Raw genomic sequence first — 17,807 nt, forward strand, 5'->3', positions numbered from 1 at the left:
CTTCGCGAGCAGGCGCGCTCCCCCTGTTGGATTTTCGGTGGCTGTCAGACCATCGTTTACTGGCGATTTTCATGCTGGCGAGCATCACTCGCAATCAACTGCCTGATCTCTTCGAACAACTCATCCCCCTGCGCTGGCGTGCAATCCTCGCCATTGCGTTTACGCAACCCGTAATGGCTAAGAATCAAGTGCACGTCCGCGTGCAGGCCATGTTGCTTCAGGCAGTTTTCGACGCATTGCAGCGGGCAGCCGTCCAGCGCAAAAATCCGCCGTCCCGAGCGGGCCTTGTTGACCAGCGCCGCCACATGCCCGCCAACACCGACGATGCAGGACATTTCCGCCAGTCCGCTGCGATCAAGCCGCACCGCCAGGGTATTGGCCAGTTGGGCAACGTTGGAACAGCCTGAGCAGGCATAAATCAGTGGCAAGGTTGAACGGGGCATCAGCACTCTCCATGGATGGACTTCTTCAGTCTGCAAGAGCGGTGGCATTGCGCATTGACGGCGGTCAATTACGACTATTGGAAGGCCGCGAGATCCTCTTCGGCGAGGATGCTGATATTGCGGCGTTCCATCGCGATCAGGCCGCTGTCCACCAGGCGGTGCAAGATCCGCGAAAAGGTTTCCGGCTGAATGCCCAGCTTCGAGGCCACCAGGCGTTTGGACACCTGCAACACAATCAAACCGCTGACCGGGTTGCGTTCCTGCAACAGGAAATTGATCACCCGGCGGCTCGCACTGGCCATGGTCAAGGTGTCGATGTCGCGCAGACGCAGGTGCAGGTGCACGCTCATGCTCGCCAGGATCGCCAGGCAGACTTTCGGCTGATCTTCGAGGGCATTGCGGTAGTGGTTGCCCTCGATACTCACCAGTACGCTGTCTTTCAGCGCCGTGGCGCTGACCGGGTAGAGACGGGCCTGGCTGAACAGTAAGGCTTCGGCAAAGGTCTGGCCCGGCTGGATGATCTCCACCAGATTCTCCTGGCCTTCGCCGGTCAGCCGATACAACTTGATCTGGCCGCTGACCAACAGGAAGAAACGCTTGGCCGGATCCCCTTGGTGCATGAGTGTGCTGTGACAACTCAGGCGCTTGAGCATCGCCAGGCCGCAGACTTCCTCGAAGATTTTCTCCGGTAGTTGGCTGAACAGATGGTGACGGCGCAACGTTAAAACGATGGAAGGGTGGGTCAGCATGGCGTACCTCCGCTGACGCTCATAGTAGAGAGCGTCGGCCGGATGACCTATGCCTCTGCCGGCCTACCTCCAAAGAGGCATGCCCGTCATCCGGCATTGCGCAGATGCTCCATGGCCCATACCGCGGCCTCGACCCGCGAGCGCAAGCCGAGTTTGTGCAGCAGGTTTTTCACATGAACCTTGACCGTCCCTTCAGTGATGCCGAGCTTGTGCCCGATGACTTTGTTGCTGAAGCCGCTGGCGATGGTTTTCAGCACCTGACGTTCACGCTCGGTCAGTTCCACCACGGTCTGGCGCTGGGGTGAGCGCAGTGCCTGGGCCATGACCTGGGTCAGCCCCGGGCTGATCACCAATTCGCCGTTCAAGGCATTGCGGATGTACTGAATCAACAGTTCGGGCTCCATGTCCTTGAGGAGGTAGCCGTCGGCATCCAGGCGCAGTGCGTCGCGAATATCGTCTTCGGCATCCGAGACCGTGAACAGCAGCACCTTGCCGGTGTAGTGCATCGCCCGTAACTGGCGCAGGGTTTCAATGCCATTCATCACCGGCATGTTGTTATCGAGCAATACCAGATCCGGTTGCAGCGGCTCGATCAGTCCGAGCGCTTCTTCACCGTTGCTGGCTTCACCGACGATCAGGAAATCATCTTCGAGCTCGAGCATCTGGCGGATGCCGTGACGCATCATCGGATGGTCATCGACCAGCAGGATGGTGTGTTGCAGGGATGGGTTCATGTGACGCTACCTTCTGTTTTTTGTCCCAGAAACTCCGGTTGGAATTCCAGTTGGACACGGGTGCCTTGCGGCTCCCTGGAGACTATTTCGAGTTGGCCGCGCAAGCTGCGGGCCCGCTCATCCATGATTTTCAGGCCGTGATGCTCGCGTTGGTCGACGTTGCCGCTGAAGCCACGTCCGTCGTCTTCGACGATGAGTCTCACGGTTTCACCGTCCTGACGCAGTTGCAGCCAGGCGTTTTGCGCATGGGCGTGACGCAGGCAATTGGAGAGCGCCTCGCGGGTGATCTGCAGAATGTGGATTTGTTCGCTGGCCGATAATTGAAAGGCCAGCGCGTCGACGTGCAGGTGCACCTGGCACTCCCCGCGACGGGAGAACTCTTCGGCGGTGTCCTTGAGCTCCTGTACCAGCCCCGCATCGTGAATCTGCAAGCGAAAGGTGGTCAGCAATTCGCGTAACTGGCGGTAGGCATTGTTCAACCCTTCGCGCAGTTCGGCGGTGACGTTTTCCAGGGTCTCGATCGGTTCGCCACGACGCATCAGGGTTTGCAGGCGGCTGACTTGCAGCTTCATGTAGGACAGGGCCTGGGCCAGTGAGTCGTGCAGCTCGCGGGCAATGATCGTGCGTTCGTCGAGCAGCAGCAGGCGATGATCCTGTTCCCGTTGGCGCTTGAGCGAGAGCGAGGTGCCGATCAGGTTGGCCAGGGCCTGGATCAGTTGGGTTTCCCAGGCTTGCGTCGGGTGTCCATCGACAAAATGCGCCTTGAGCTCACCCAGTTCGCTGCCCTGGTTGCTGATGCTGAAGGTTTGCGGGCTGGCTTTATGGTGCTTCTGGCACGTGGCGCAATCGCTGCTGGCGCAGACTTCGCGGATGTTGGCGCCATGCAGGGCGAGCAACTGTTGGGCCGGGGCCTGCAATTGACCTTGAAGGCACAGCGACAGGCGCAAGCCGGGCAGGCGTTGCTGGAAGCGCCGGATCAACTCATCCAAACCTTCGGCATTGGCCAGGCGTGTGGCCAGGCTTCGACTGCTTTGGTACAGCAATTCAAGGGCCGCATTGGCTTGTTGCAGGTTCAGGGTTTTTTGCTGCACCTGACTCTCAAGGGTGCGATGCGAGTCTTCGATCGTCTCGGCCATGGCGTTGAAACTCATGGCCAATTGGCCCAATTCGTCCTGGGACTGATGGTTGACCCGCACCTTGAAATCGCCACGACGAAAACGCTGGGTCGCGTCCACCAACTCTTTCAAGGGCGTGACCACGCCATATTGCAGTTCGTACAGCCCAAGCAGCAGGACGATCATCGTGGTGAACAGCGCCAAGCCCTGGATAACTTGTTGCCAGCCTTGCTTCTGTTCGCTTTGGCGCTGCAACAGGTCGACGAAATGGTTCAGTTGCTCAACGAAGGACAGGGCCTGGACCTGAAAATAGGCGGCATCACCGCGCTCCAGCGCCGGACGCAAATCCTCGTTCCATTGTTGCTGGATTTGCCCGTAGCTGATCTGCAGCGCAGTGGTCGGGCCATCTTCCAGCACGGCTTTGAGTGACTGGCTGTTTAGACGGGTTTGGAGGCTGTCGGTGATGGCGAGGATTTCTTCGCCGGTTGCCCCTGCGGCCAGTTTCCAGCTCAGGTGGTAGGTCTCCATGCGCACAGAGCCAGCGGTGTTGATGGCAGCCGCATCACCCTGGCTGAACCAGGCGATCAGTCCGGCGCTCAACGAACTGGCGAGGGCGAGCACGGCGATCAGGATCACGGCCAGCCCGGCGCGAGCGGGCAGGGAGCTGCGCAACCAGCGCATCATCAGCGCAGGTCCCGGAAAATTTCAGGAAAACAGAGCATGCGGAACCCCAGGTCAGGGCTTTGCCGCCGATCCCGGGCGCGCTACCTCTAAAGAGTTGTCGACTGATCCTTGTCAGCAAAAACCTTGGCGAAAAACCTTAAGACACTGATAAACAAACGGTTTCAGGGTTCTTCTGTACTACCTCCTTAGAGGTAGACCCCGCAAGCATAGGCCTATGCCCCCATGGGCTTCGTTGACGTAGGTCAAGTTTTTGCGGGGTTGGCCTCTCTAGTCTGCCGCCATGGCTAACTGACTGGAGAGCATTGTGACCGAACCCCGTGTACGACAAGGCCTGGTGCTGGGCATGAGCACATTGGCCTTCACTGTCTGCTTCATGGTCTGGATGATGTTTGCCGTGCTCGGGGTGCCGATCAAGGACCTTCTCCAGCTCAACGAAACCCAGTTCGGCCTGCTGGCCGCGACGCCGGTGCTGACCGGTTCGCTGGTGCGTCTGCCACTGGGGCTGCTGACCGACCGCTTTGGTGGGCGCAGCGTGTTCTTCCTGCTGATGCTGGCCTGCGTCGCGCCGCTGTACCTGATCAGTCACGCCACCGCCTATTGGCAGTTCCTGGTGCTGGGCTTGTTCGTCGGCCTGGCCGGCGGCTCGTTCTCGGTGGGGATTGCCTACGTCGCCAAATGGTTCGACAAGGAGAATCAGGGCTTCGCCATGGGCATCTTCGGCGCCGGTAACGCCGGAGCCGCGGTGACCAAGTTTCTGGCCCCGGCATTGATCGCTGCCGGCAGCTGGCAGTTGGTGCCGAAAGTTTTCAGCGCCATTCTATTTATCACCGCGCTGTTGTTCTGGTTCCTCAGCGCCGAGAACAAAAACCACCGCAGCGCTTCGGGCGCCACGTTGCGTGAGCAATTGAGTTCGCTGAAGGACCCGGCCGTGTGGCGCTACTGCCAGTACTACTCGATCGTCTTCGGTGGCTACGTCGCCCTCGCGCTGTGGATGACCAAATACTACGTACAGGAATACGGTTTCAGCCTGCAAAGCGCGGCGCTGCTGGCGGCCTGTTTTTCCCTGCCCGGTGGCGTGCTGCGTGCGGTCGGTGGCTGGATGTCGGATCGCTGGGGTGCGCAAAGCGTGACCTGGTGGGTGTTGTGGGTCAGTTGGATCTGTCTGTTCCTGCTCTCGTATCCCCAGACCCAACTGCAAGTGCAAACGATCAACGGCCCGGTGGATTTTCACATCGGCCTCAACCCTGCGCTGTTCACCGTACTGCTGTTCGTCATGGGCATCGCCTTCGCGTTCGGCAAGGCCTCGGTCTTCAAATACATCGCCAATGACTACCCGAAAAACATGGGTGCGGTGTCCGGCATCGTCGGCCTCGCCGGTGGCCTGGGCGGCTTCGTGTTGCCAATCCTGTTCGGCGCCCTGGTGGACCTCACCGGCGTGCGCTCTTCCTGCTTCATGTTGATGTACGGCGTGGTCTGGGTCTCCCTCACCTGGATGTACTTCAGCGAAATACGCAAAAGCCCGGTGCTGGGTAAAGCGCCGCTGCTGACACCGTCCCCGATTTCCAGCATTGCCCTAGGAGAAGAACATGTCCGTTCTGCAAAAGCCTGACAAAGGCCCGGTCATTCATGACTGGCGCCCCGAGGACCCCGCGTTCTGGGGAAGTAGCGGTAAACAGACCGCCACGCGCAACTTGTGGATTTCCATTCCTGCGCTGCTGCTCGCCTTTGCGGTGTGGATGGTCTGGAGCACGGTGATCGTGCGTTTGAACGCCATCGGTTTCTCCTTCACCACCGACCAGCTGTTCTGGCTGGCGGCGTTGCCGGGGCTGTCCGGGGCGACCTTGCGGATCTTCTATTCCTTTATGGTGCCGATCTTCGGTGGCCGTCGCTGGACCGCCCTGAGCACCGCGTCGCTGTTGTTGCCATCGATCTGGATGGGCTTCGCCGTGCAGGACCCGAGCACCTCCTACAGCGTGTTCGTGTTGATTGCGTTGCTCTGCGGTTTTGGTGGCGGCAACTTCGCGTCGAGCATGTCCAACATCAGTTTCTTCTATCCCAAGTCGCAGCAGGGCACGGCCCTTGGCCTCAACGCGGGGCTGGGTAACCTGGGCGTCTCGGTGATGCAGTTCTGTGTGCCGCTGGTGATTACCTTCGGTGTGTTCGGTTTCATGGGCGGCTCGCCGCAAGCACTGCCGGACGGCGGCCAGTTGTGGTTGCAGAACGCCGGCTTCATCTGGGTACCGTTTATTGTCCTGGTGACCGTGCTGGCCTGGTTTGGCATGAATGATCTGTCCAGTGCCCGGGCCTCGTTCAGCGAACAGGCGGTGATCTTCAAACGCAAACACAACTGGCTGATGTGCTGGTTGTACCTGGCGACCTTCGGTTCGTTCATCGGTTTCTCCGCCGCGTTTCCGCTGCTGATCAAAACCTCGTTCCCTGACGTCATTGCCTTGAAGTTTGCCTTTCTCGGTCCACTGGTTGGCGCTCTGGTACGGCCATTGGGTGGCTGGCTGGCCGACAAGCTCGGTGGCGCGAAAGTGACCTTGTGGAACTTCGTGCTGATGATCGTGATGGTCTTCGGTGTTCTGCACTTTCTTCCCGAAAGTGGCCAGGGCGGCAACTTCTACGGCTTCCTCGGCCTGTTCATGCTGCTGTTTATCACCACCGGCGTCGGCAATGGCTCCACCTTCCGCATGATCCCGGTGATCTTCCGCACCCAGCATGAGAAAGCCTCGGCTGGAAAATCAGCCGCCGTGCGCGAACAAGCGCTGAAAAATGCCGGTAAAGAGTCCGCCGCCGTCCTGGGCTTCAGTTCGGCCATGGGCGCCTTCGGTGCGTTCTTCATTCCCAAATCCTTCGGCTCTTCGATGGCCCTGACCGGCGGCCCGGAGATGGCCTTCTACATGTTCGTCGGCTTTTACCTGAGCTGCATCGTGGTGACGTGGTGGTGGTACGCGCGCAAAGGCGCCGCGACACCCTGCTGAGTCGAACCGAATCCAACCATTGCGTGGGCGGGGCACAGACTCCGCGACAAAGCCTGAGAGGACTACACCGTGAGTCATTTACTGGATCAATTGCGGTTTTTCAACCGCAAGCAAAACGAGTTTTCCGACGGTCATGGCGAGACCCGCAAAGAGTCCCGTGACTGGGAGAACGTCTACCGTTCGCGCTGGCAGTACGACAAGATCGTGCGTTCCACCCACGGGGTGAACTGCACCGGTTCCTGCTCGTGGAAAATCTACGTCAAGAACGGCCTGATCACCTGGGAAACCCAGCAGACCGACTACCCGCGTACCCGTAACGATCTGCCGAACCATGAGCCCCGTGGCTGTCCGCGTGGTGCCAGTTACAGCTGGTACATCTACAGCGCCAACCGGCTCAAGTACCCGAAAATCCGCAAGCCATTGCTCAAGCTCTGGCGCGATGCGCGGCAGACCATGGCGCCAGTGGAAGCCTGGGCCAGCATCGTCGAGGACAAGGCCAAGGCCGACTCCTATAAAAGCAAGCGTGGCATGGGTGGCTTCATCCGCTCCAACTGGGAGGAAGTCAACGAGATCATTGCCGCGGCCAACGTCTATACGATCAAGCAATACGGCCCGGACCGGATCGTCGGCTTCTCGCCGATCCCGGCCATGTCGATGGTCAGCTATGCCGCAGGCTCGCGTTACCTGTCGCTGATCGGTGGCGCCTGCCTGAGTTTCTACGACTGGTACTGCGACTTGCCACCGGCCTCGCCGATGGTCTGGGGCGAGCAGACCGACGTGCCGGAATCGGCCGACTGGTACAACTCCAACTACATCATTGCCTGGGGTTCCAACGTCCCGCAGACCCGTACCCCCGACGCGCACTTCTTCACCGAAGTCCGTTACAAGGGCACCAAGACGGTCGCGATCACCCCGGATTACTCGGAAGTCGCCAAACTCACCGACCTGTGGCTGAACCCTAAACAAGGCACCGATGCGGCGCTGGCCCAGGCGTTCAACCATGTGATCTTCAAAGAATTCCACCTGGACAAACCGAGCGCCTATTTCACCGACTACGCCAAGCGCTTCACCGATTTGCCGGTGCTGGTGCTGCTCAAGCAAATGGTCGATAAGGCACCGGGCGCCGGTTACCAGCCGGACCGTTTCCTGCGTGCCAGCGACCTGACCGACAACCTCGGCCAGGAAAACAACCCGGAATGGAAAACCATCGCGCTGGATGTCAGTGGCGAACTGGTGTCCCCTCAGGGCTCCATCGGCTATCGCTGGGGCGAGAAGGGCAAGTGGAACATCCTTCCCCGCGAAGGCGGCGAAGGCCGTGAGATCGATCTGAAGCTGAGCCTGATCGGCGATGACGTGGCCGAAGTGGCGTTCCCGTATTTTGCCGGCGAGTCCCACGAACACTTCCAGCACGTGGCCGGCGATGCCGTGCAATACCGCCGCGTGCCGGTACACAGCGTGGTGCTGGCGGACGGCAGTGTGGCCAAAGTCGCCACCGTGTTCGACCTGTCGGCGGCCAATCTGGCGATCGACCGTGGCTTGGGGGGTGAAAACGTCGCCAAGGATTACAACGACGCCTCGGTGCCCGGCACCCCGGCCTGGCAGGAGCAGATCACTGGCGTCAGCCGCGAGAAGGCCATCCAGATCGCCCGTGAGTTCGCCGACAACGCCGACAAGACCAAGGGCCGCTCGATGATCATCGTCGGCGCGGCGATGAACCACTGGTACCACATGGACATGAACTACCGCGGGCTGATCAACATGCTCATGCTCTGTGGGTGTGTCGGTCAGACCGGTGGCGGTTGGGCGCACTACGTTGGCCAGGAAAAACTCCGTCCGCAATGCGGCTGGCTGCCATTGGCGTTCGGCCTGGACTGGAACCGTCCGCCTCGCCAGATGAACGGCACCAGCTTCTTCTACGCTCACAGTTCGCAGTGGCGCCACGAGAAGATGAGCATGCACGACGTGCTCTCGCCATTGGCCGATAAATCACAATTCCCCGAGCATGCCCTGGACTACAACATCCGCGCCGAACGCGCCGGCTGGTTGCCCAGCGCGCCGCAACTCAACACTAACCCGTTGCACATTTGCCGTGACGCGGCGGCGGCCGGCATGGACCCGAAAGACTACGTGGTCAAGTCGCTGCAGGACGGTTCGCTGCGCTTCTCCTGCGAACAGCCGGACAGCCCGGTCAACTTCCCGCGCAACATGTTCATCTGGCGTTCCAACCTGCTGGGCTCCTCGGGCAAGGGCCACGAGTACATGCTCAAGTACCTGCTGGGCACCAAAAACGGGGTGATGAACGAAGACATCGGCCAGGTCGGCGATTGCAAACCTGAAGAAGCCGAATGGGTGGATGAGGGCGCCATCGGCAAGCTTGATCTGGTCACTACGCTGGACTTCCGCATGTCCTCGACCTGCGTCTATTCCGACATCGTGTTGCCGACCGCGACCTGGTACGAAAAAGACGACATGAACACCTCGGACATGCACCCGTTCATTCACCCGTTGTCGGCAGCGATCGACCCGGCGTGGGAATCGCGTTCCGACTGGGAAATCTACAAAGGCATCGCCAAGGCGTTTTCCAGTATGTCCGAAGGGCACCTGGGCGTTGAGAAGGATCTGGTGACCATCCCGCTGATGCACGACAGCGTCGGCGAACTGGCCCAGCCGTTTGGCGGCACCGACTGGAAAAGTGCCGGTGTAGCGCCGGTGCCGGGCAAAAACGCACCGAATCTGCACGTGGTGGAGCGTGACTACCCGAACATCTACAAACAGTTCTCGTCCCTCGGGCCATTGCTGGAAAAACACGGCAACGGCGGCAAGGGCATCAACTGGAACACCGAAGACGAAGTGAAATTCCTCGGTGAACTCAATCACAAAGAAGGCGATGCCGGTATCAGTCACGGCCGTCCGAAAATCGACACGGCCATCGATGCCGCTGAAGTGATTCTGTCCCTGGCGCCGGAAACCAACGGCCAGGTTGCGGTCAAGGCCTGGGCCGCGCTGTCGGAATTTACCGGCATCGATCACAGCCACCTGGCGCTGTCCAAGGCCCACGAGGCGATTCGTTTTCGCGACATTCAGGCACAGCCGCGCAAGATCATTTCCAGCCCGACCTGGTCGGGCCTCGAAGACGATCACGTCAGCTACAACGCCGGCTACACCAACGTTCACGAAGGGATCCCGTGGCGCACCATCACCGGTCGCCAGCAGTTCTATCAGGATCACCCGTGGATGCAGGCATTCGGTGAACAACTGATGAGTTATCGCCCGCCGGTCAACACCCGCACCATCGAAGGGGTGAAAGGCAAGCGCAGCAACGGCGAGATCGAAATCGTCCTGAACTGGATTACCCCGCATCAAAAATGGGGCATCCACAGCACCTACAGCGACAACCTGCTGATGCTCACCCTCAGCCGCGGCGGGCCGATTGTCTGGCTCTCGGAGAATGACGCGAAAAGCGCCGGCATCGAGGACAACGACTGGATCGAGTGCTTCAACGTCAACGGTGCACTGACCGCCCGGGCGGTGGTCAGCCAGCGCGTCAAGGACGGCATGGTGATGATGTATCACGCACAGGAACGGATCGTGAACGTGCCAGGTTCGGAAACCACCAAGACCCGTGGCGGCCACCACAACTCGGTTACCCGTGTCGTGCTCAAACCGACCCACATGATCGGCGGCTATGCGCAGCAAGCCTACGGTTTCAACTATTACGGCACGGTCGGTTGCAACCGCGATGAATTCGTCGTGGTGCGCAAAATGTCCAAAGTCGACTGGCTCGATGGTTCAAGTGGCGATGACCTGCCACGTCCGCTGCCGACCGATATTGAGGAGAACTGAGATGAAGATTCGCTCACAAATCGGCATGGTTCTGAACCTGGACAAATGCATCGGTTGCCACACCTGTTCGATCACCTGCAAAAACGTCTGGACCAGCCGCGAAGGCATGGAATACGCCTGGTTCAACAACGTCGAATCAAAACCCGGGATCGGCTACCCGAAAGAATGGGAAAACCAGGACAAGTGGAAGGGCGGCTGGATCCGCAACGCCAACGGCACGATCAACCCGCGCATCGGCGGTAAATTCCGCGTGTTGGCGAACATTTTCGCCAACCCGGACCTGCCGAGCCTCGACGACTACTACGAACCGTTCGATTTCGATTACCAGCACCTGCACACCGCGCCGCTGGGCGAGCATCAACCCACCGCGCGTCCGCGTTCGCTGATCTCCGGCAAGCGCATGGAAAAAATCGAGTGGGGTCCGAACTGGGAAGAAATCCTCGGCACCGAATTCGCCAAACGTCGCAAGGACAAGAACTTCGACAAGATTCAGGCGGACATTTACGGCGAGTACGAAAACACGTTCATGATGTATTTGCCGCGCTTGTGCGAGCACTGCCTCAACCCGACGTGCGCGGCGTCGTGCCCGAGCGGTGCGATCTACAAGCGTGAAGAAGACGGCATCGTCCTGATCGACCAGGAAAAATGCCGTGGCTGGCGGATGTGCATCAGCGGCTGCCCGTACAAGAAGATCTATTTCAACTGGAAAAGCGGCAAGTCCGAGAAATGCATCTTCTGCTACCCGCGTATCGAAGCCGGGATGCCGACCGTTTGCGCGGAAACCTGCGTCGGGCGCATCCGCTACCTCGGCGTGCTGCTGTATGACGCCGACCGCATCAGCGAAGTGGCGAGCACCGCCAATGAACAGGACCTGTACGAGAAACAACTGGAGATCTTCCTCGATCCGAACGATCCGGCAGTGATTCGTCAGGCCCTGGCCGATGGCGTACCGCAATCGGTGATCGATTCAGCCCAGCGTTCGCCGGTCTACAAAATGGCCGTGGACTGGAAACTCGCCCTGCCGCTGCACCCGGAATACCGCACCTTGCCGATGGTCTGGTACGTGCCGCCACTGTCGCCGATCCAGAACGCCGCGACCGCCGGCACCGTCGGCATGAACGGGGTGATCCCGGATGTCGACAGCCTGCGTATTCCCCTGAAGTACCTGGCGAACCTTCTGACGGCGGGTGATGAAAAACCGGTCAAGCGTGCGCTTAAACGCTTGCTGGCGATGCGCGCCTACAAACGTTCTGAGCAAGTCGACGGCGTGCAGGACCTGCAGGTGCTGGCGGATGTCGGCCTGAGTGTGGCCCAGGTCGAGGAGATGTATCGCTACCTGGCTATTGCCAACTACGAAGACCGCTTTGTGGTACCGAGCGCCCACCGTGAAGACGCCATGAGCGACGCCTTTGCCGAGCGCTCCGGTTGCGGTTTCAGCTTTGGTAGCGGCTGCAGCGGCAGCTCCGACACCAACATGTTCGGTGCGAAGAAAGCCAACCGCCGCGACATCCTGAAAACCGTCCAGTTGTGGGAGGAATGAGCATGCAAATTCTCAAAGTGATTTCGCTGCTGCTCGATTACCCGACCGAGACATTGATTGGCGGTCGCGACGAACTCGAGCAAGCGATCATCCAGTCACGGGAAATCAGCCCCAAGCAACGCGGCGCGTTGTTCGAATTGTTGGAGTTGATCTGCGCCAATGACCTGATGGATGGGCAGGAGCACTACGGTGCGCTGTTCGGTCGAGGCCGCTCGCTGTCGCTGCTCTTGTTCGAGCACGTGCATGGCGAATCCCGCGATCGCGGCCAGGCGATGGTCGACATGATGGCGCAATACGAAGAAGCCGGTTTTGCCATCGGTGTCAAAGAGCTGCCCGATTACATACCGCTGTACCTGGAGTTCCTGTCCACCCGCGAAGACATCGAGGCCCGGGAGGGCCTGGCGGATGTGTCGCACTTGCTGGCCTTGCTCGCGGCGCGTCTGGAAGAGCGTGAAAGTGCCTATGCCAGCTGCTTCCGGGCGCTGCTGCAAATTGCCGGGACCGAGCCGCATCAAGCGGTGGCCGACCTGCGGGCGCAGGTGGCGGCGGAGCCGCGCGACGACTCCCTGGAAGCCCTCGACAAGATCTGGGAAGAGGAGGCCGTGGACTTTCTCCAGGCCGAACAGCAGGACCGTTGCAGTGGACTGCCAAGCGCACCGGGCAAGGCCCGGGAAGAAAGTGCGGTGCCGTTGCACTGGGTGGATTTTCAGCATGAAGGGTTGGCCGTCGTGCCGGCCAAGGAGGTAGGCAATGTCTAAATGGAACCTGTTGTTGTTCGGGGTCTATCCCTACGTCGCCCTGGCGATTTGCCTGATTGGCAGCTGGGCGCGTTTCGATCTGTCGCAGTACACCTGGAAGGCCGGCTCGAGCCAGATGCTCAATCAGCGCGGCATGCGCGTGGCGAGCAACTTTTTCCACATCGGTGTGTTGTTCGTACTGGCCGGACACTTTGTCGGCCTGCTGACCCCGGCGTCGGTGTATCACCACGTGATCAGCACTGAGAACAAGCAGTTGCTGGCGATGGTGTCCGGTGGCTTCTTCGGTCTGTTGTGCCTGATTGGCTTGCTGATGCTGGTCAATCGGCGGCTGACCGATCCACGGGTCCGCGCCACGTCCAGCCCCTCGGACATTCTGGTTCTGCTGGTGCTGCTGGCGCAGTTGCTGCTGGGGCTGCTGACGATCGTTGCGTCCACCGCGCACATGGACGGCTCGGTGATGGTGATGCTCGCCGATTGGGCACAGAACACCGTGTTGTTGCGTCCGGTGGAAGCCGCGGCGGCCATCGCGCCGGTCGGGCTGATCTACAAGCTGCATGTGTTTCTCGGTTTGACCCTGTTTGTGCTGTTCCCCTTCACCCGTCTCGTACACATGATCAGCGCACCGATCTGGTACCTGGGGCGTCGTTTTCAAATCGTTCGTCAGAAGTACTGAGGAGACAATCATGTCAGGTGGATGCGGATGTGGTGGCGGTAATGGGGGCAGCGGTGGCTGCGGTTCTTCAAAAAAAGCGGAGGCCGTTCTCGACATGGCGCCGGTCGCAGAGGCGCAGTTCGAGGCGCTGCCGGTTGAGCCCGCAGGGGCCGATGACGCCCCGGCGCAGTTGATCGCCAGCAGTGAACAGGAGTGGCCGATCATCAGCGTCAACGAGGTGTCGATCACCCCGGAAGCGATGGCGCTGGAGCTGCAATATCATCCGGCCGAAAGCCGCGAAGAAGCGGTGTACTTGGCCGCCCGGGCGTTGGTGATCCGCGAGTTGTTGCAGCAGCGCATTGCCGAACTCGGCGTATCGATGGAGATCGGTGCTGGCGAGAACGAAGAAGAAGCGGCCACGCGTTTGTTGCTTGAACGCGAGGTGCATGTGCCGCAGTGCGACGAGGAAACCAGTCTTCGTTACTACGAAAACAATCGCGGGCGCTTTCACAGCGCACCATTGCTGGCGGTACGGCACATCCTGCTCGAATGTGCGCCGGACGATGTCGAGGCGCGCAGCCTTGCGCATGTTCAGGCGGAAGTCCTGCTGCAACGTCTGGATGAATTCCCCGGCACTTTCGCCGAACTGGCGTTGAAATATTCGGCCTGCCCGTCGAAGGCTCAGGGTGGTTCTTTGGGGCAGATCAGCAAGGGCCAAACCGTGCCTGAACTGGAACGTCAGTTGTTCACTCTGGCGCCGGGCCTGGCCAGCAAACCGCTGGAAAGTCGCTACGGCTGGCATGTAGTCAGTGTCGATCAGCGAATCGAAGGCATGCCGTTGCCCTATGAAGTGGTGTCGACGGCGATCCGCACGCAGTTGCAGCAAGGCGTGTGGCAAAAAGCCCTGGTGCAGTACCTGCAAACCCTGATCGGTGCGGCGGATATTCGCGGTATCCATTTGCAGGGCGCCGACTCACCGCTGGTGCAGTGAGCATCGAGGCAAACCGGGAGATGTGATGAACGCTGTAATGCAGGATGGCTTTGGACGGCAGATTGATTATCTGCGGATGTCGGTGACGGACCGCTGTGATTTTCGCTGTGTGTATTGCATGGCGAAAAACATGACCTTCCTGCCGCGTCAGCAGGTGCTCACCCTTGAAGAGTTGCAGCGTTTGGCAACGCTGTTCGTTGGTCTGGGTGTACGCAAGATTCGCCTGACCGGCGGCGAGCCGCTGATTCGTCCGGGCATTGTCGACCTTTGTCGCAACATCGCCGCGTTGCCCGGTTTGCGCGAATTGGTGATGACCAGCAACGGCTCGCAGCTGGGCCGTCTGGCCCGGCCGTTGGTCGATGCCGGGGTGAAGCGGATGAACATCAGCCTCGATAGCCTGGACGGGCAGAAGTTTCGCGCGATCACCCGCATTGGCGATCTCGATCAAGTGCTCAACGGCATTGAGGCAGCACGGGACGCGGGGTTCGAGCGGATCAAACTCAACTGCGTGGTGATGAAGGGCCGCAACTTTGATGAAGTCCCGGCGTTGGTGCAGTACGCCATTGACCAGCGCATCGATATCAGTTTCATCGAGGAAATGCCCTTGGGCGATGTCGGGCGTTCCCGGGGTGAATCGTTTTGTTCCAGCGACGAGGTTCGGGCGCTGATCGCCAGCCAGCATCGGTTACTCGACAGCACCGAAAACAGCGGCGGACCGGCACGCTATGTGCGTCTGGAACGCCATCCCGAGACCCGGATCGGCTTCATTTCACCCAACAGCCACAACTTCTGCGGCAGCTGCAACCGGGTACGGATGACCGTTGAAGGGAAGCTGTTGCTGTGTTTGGGGCAGGACGATGCCCTGGATTTAAGAGGATTGCTGCGGCGTTATCCGCTGGATGATCAGCCCGTGATCAATGCCGTGCAGAAGGCCTTGCGCGGCAAACCGTTGCGCCACGATTTCAGCCCCGAAGGGGAGGTGCAGATTGTACGGTTCATGAACATGAGTGGCGGTTGAGCTGATCTGTAAAACACAGCAAATCACTGTGGGAGCGAGCCTGCTCGCGATAGCGGTAGAACAATCGACATCAATGTTGAGCGTGCTGCAGTCATCGCGAGCAGGCTCGCTCCCACATTAGATTTTCTTCTGCCGTTATCGGACGTTCTTTCGCCGGGGAATCTTGATGTCGATCAATTGCAGATCAGCACTTTTTCCGTAGCCTTCACTGCATGTTGTGGTTTTAGATTTTTTTAAATCTATATGTAGTATCTGGAGGCCAAATGCAAAGCACGCTGATCGCAGTAGGATGTAACCGCTTGCACAAACGCGATGGCAGTCAGGTCGCCTTCGATGCCGACAAAATCCGTCAGGCATTGATCGCCGCCGGCAAGGCGACGGGGGAGTACGCCGAGGTTGAGGTTGAAGGCTTGCTTAACGCGGTATTGGCCAGGCTCGAAGGTTTGCCAAGACTCCATGTCGAGCAAATCCAGGACCGTGTTGAACGGGTGTTGATGGACGCCGGATATTTCCTCGCCATGCGTGCCTACATCGTCTACCGCGAACAGCACGGGCGCTTGCGCCGCGACCGCCGGACCATGGTCGAGGTGGCGACTTCGATGAACGAATACCTGGACCGTGAAGACTGGCGGGTCCAGGCCAACGCCAATCAGGGGTATTCACTGGGCGGACTGGTGTTGAACGTGTCGGGCAAGGTCACTGCCAACTACTGGCTGGACGAGGTGTACAGCGAGGCCATAGGCCAGGCCCACCGCGAGGCGGATTTGCATGTGCACGACCTCGACATGCTCGCCGGTTACTGCGCCGGCTGGTCGCTGCGCACCCTGTTGCACGAAGGGCTCAACGGTGTGCCGGGGCGTGTTGAAGCCGGTCCGCCAAAGCACTTGAGCAGTGCCTTGGGGCAGATGGTGAATTTTCTCGGCACCCTGCAAAACGAATGGGCCGGTGCCCAGGCGTTCAGCTCGTTCGACACCTATCTGGCGCCCTACGTGCGCAAGGATCAACTGAGTTTTCAGGAAGTACGCCAGGCGATCCAGGAGTTCATCTACAACCTCAACGTACCGTCACGCTGGGGCACGCAGACGCCATTTACCAACCTGACCTTCGACTGGGTGTGCCCCCAGGATTTGCGTGAGCAAATACCCGTCATCGGCGGTGAAGAAATGCCGTTTGCCTATGGTGAACTGCAAGCCGAAATGGAGCTGCTCAACCGCGCTTACATCGAAGTGATGCAGGCCGGCGACGCGAAAGGGCGGGTGTTCACCTTTCCGATCCCGACCTACAACATCACCCATGACTTTCCGTGGGACAGTGAAAACGCCGATCGTCTGTTCGAGATGACTGCGCGGTACGGCCTGCCGTATTTCCAGAACTTCCTCAATTCTGATCTGCAACCCAATCAGGTGCGTTCAATGTGCTGCCGTTTGCAGCTCGATGTGCGCGAGTTGCTCAAGCGTGGCGGCGGCTTGTTCGGCTCAGCGGAACAGACCGGATCGCTTGGCGTTGTCACCATCAACTGCGCACGGCTGGGCTATGTGTTCAAGGGTGATACCAGTGGATTATTGCAGCGTCTGGACACACTGATGGAACTGGCGATGGAAAGCCTGGAGGTCAAGCGCAAGGTGATTCAGCACCACATGGATGCCGGTTTGTACCCGTACACCAAGCGCTACCTCGGAACCCTGCGCAACCATTTCTCGACCATCGGCCTCAACGGCATGCATGAAATGCTGCGCAATTTCACCGGCGACGAGGAGGGCATGCACACCGAGCATGGCCGGCAGTTTGCCCTGAACATGCTCGATCATGTGCGCGCCACGTTGCTGCGTTTCCAAGAGGAAACCGGCCACATGTACAACCTGGAGGCGACGCCAGCTGAGGGCACGACTTACCGTTTTGCCAAGGAAGACCTCAAGCGTTACCCCGGCATTCTCCAGGCTGGCAGCGTGCAAGCGCCGTATTACACCAACTCTTCCCAACTGCCCGTGGGCTACACCGAAGACCCCTTCGAGGCCCTGGAGCTTCAAGACGAACTGCAATGCAAATACACCGGCGGCACCGTCTTGCATCTGTACATGGCCGAGCGGATTTCCTCGACCGAGGCGTGCAAGCAACTGGTGCGCAAAGCCCTTGGCCGCTTCCGCCTGCCGTACCTGACCGTGACCCCGACGTTCTCCATCTGCCCGGTGCACGGCTACCTCGATGGCGAGCATGAGTTCTGCCCCAAATGCGACGAGGTCTTGCTGCTGCACGAACAGAAGCTCGGCACCGTTCATTGATTTCGATCCACTCAACC

At 59.6% G+C, this 17,807-nt stretch carries 13 protein-coding genes; 9 read left to right on the forward strand and 4 right to left on the reverse strand.

The features are described 5' to 3' along the window. Positions 1–56 precede the first annotated feature (56 nt). The 4 genes from FHL16_RS13115 to FHL16_RS13130 form a co-directional block, all read right to left on the reverse strand. On the reverse strand, positions 57–443 hold the full coding sequence (locus FHL16_RS13115; RefSeq protein WP_077748432.1) for a putative zinc-binding protein: 387 nt from the start codon (positions 441–443) through the stop codon (positions 57–59). Between the two features lie 74 nt (positions 444–517). Further along, a complete protein-coding gene (locus FHL16_RS13120) occupies positions 518–1,192 on the reverse strand; it encodes a Crp/Fnr family transcriptional regulator (protein WP_010460219.1) in 675 nt (224 codons plus the stop codon). 86 nt (positions 1,193–1,278) lie between these two features. Beyond that, positions 1,279–1,926: a two-component system response regulator NarL gene (gene narL, locus FHL16_RS13125; RefSeq protein ID WP_010460222.1), complete on the reverse strand. Its 648-nt coding sequence runs from the start codon at positions 1,924–1,926 to the stop codon at positions 1,279–1,281. Next, positions 1,923–3,725, reverse strand: coding sequence for a HAMP domain-containing protein (locus tag FHL16_RS13130; RefSeq protein ID WP_077748433.1), 1,803 nt, complete (start codon positions 3,723–3,725; stop codon positions 1,923–1,925). The genes narL and FHL16_RS13130 overlap by 4 nt, the downstream gene beginning before the upstream one ends. A gap of 304 nt (positions 3,726–4,029) precedes the next feature. Between FHL16_RS13130 and FHL16_RS13135 the strand changes: the two genes are divergently transcribed. The 9 genes from FHL16_RS13135 to FHL16_RS13175 all read left to right on the forward strand — a co-directional run bounded on the left by FHL16_RS13135 (position 4,030) and on the right by FHL16_RS13175 (position 17,790). Then, a complete protein-coding gene (locus tag FHL16_RS13135; RefSeq protein WP_077748434.1) occupies positions 4,030–5,334 on the forward strand; it encodes an MFS transporter in 1,305 nt (434 codons plus the stop codon). After that, entirely contained in the window at positions 5,312–6,709 is a 1,398-nt protein-coding gene (locus FHL16_RS13140; protein WP_077748435.1) for a NarK family nitrate/nitrite MFS transporter, read from the forward strand. Before FHL16_RS13135 ends, FHL16_RS13140 begins: the two co-directional genes overlap by 23 nt. 69 nt (positions 6,710–6,778) lie before the next feature. Continuing rightward, on the forward strand, positions 6,779–10,552 hold the full coding sequence (locus FHL16_RS13145; RefSeq protein ID WP_077748436.1) for a nitrate reductase subunit alpha: 3,774 nt from the start codon (positions 6,779–6,781) through the stop codon (positions 10,550–10,552). A gap of 1 nt (position 10,553) precedes the next feature. Further along, positions 10,554–12,092 carry a nitrate reductase subunit beta gene (gene narH / locus FHL16_RS13150; protein WP_010460230.1) on the forward strand — a complete coding sequence of 513 codons (1,539 nt, stop codon included), beginning with the start codon at positions 10,554–10,556 and terminating at the stop codon, positions 12,090–12,092. Between the two features lie 2 nt (positions 12,093–12,094). Then, positions 12,095–12,850 (forward strand): nitrate reductase molybdenum cofactor assembly chaperone, encoded by a 756-nt coding sequence (gene narJ / locus FHL16_RS13155; protein WP_077748437.1) that lies wholly within the window; start codon positions 12,095–12,097, stop codon positions 12,848–12,850. After that, positions 12,843–13,523, forward strand: coding sequence for a respiratory nitrate reductase subunit gamma (gene narI, locus FHL16_RS13160; RefSeq protein WP_077748438.1), 681 nt, complete (start codon positions 12,843–12,845; stop codon positions 13,521–13,523). The genes narJ and narI overlap by 8 nt, the downstream gene beginning before the upstream one ends. Positions 13,524–13,533: 10 nt before the next feature. Further along, positions 13,534–14,493: a peptidylprolyl isomerase gene (locus FHL16_RS13165; protein WP_077748439.1), complete on the forward strand. Its 960-nt coding sequence runs from the start codon at positions 13,534–13,536 to the stop codon at positions 14,491–14,493. Between the two features lie 25 nt (positions 14,494–14,518). Next, a complete protein-coding gene (gene moaA, locus FHL16_RS13170) occupies positions 14,519–15,511 on the forward strand; it encodes a GTP 3',8-cyclase MoaA (protein ID WP_077748440.1) in 993 nt (330 codons plus the stop codon). Positions 15,512–15,774: 263 nt separating this feature from the next. Next, the gene (locus FHL16_RS13175) at positions 15,775–17,790 is read left to right on the forward strand and encodes a ribonucleoside triphosphate reductase (protein WP_077748441.1); all 2,016 of its coding nucleotides are present in this window, start codon (positions 15,775–15,777) and stop codon (positions 17,788–17,790) included. Positions 17,791–17,807: the final 17 nt, after the last annotated feature.

It is taken from the genome of Pseudomonas sp. FSL W5-0299, from assembly GCF_005930655.1.
GTDB classification, from domain to species: Bacteria; Pseudomonadota; Gammaproteobacteria; order Pseudomonadales; family Pseudomonadaceae; genus Aquipseudomonas; species Aquipseudomonas mandelii.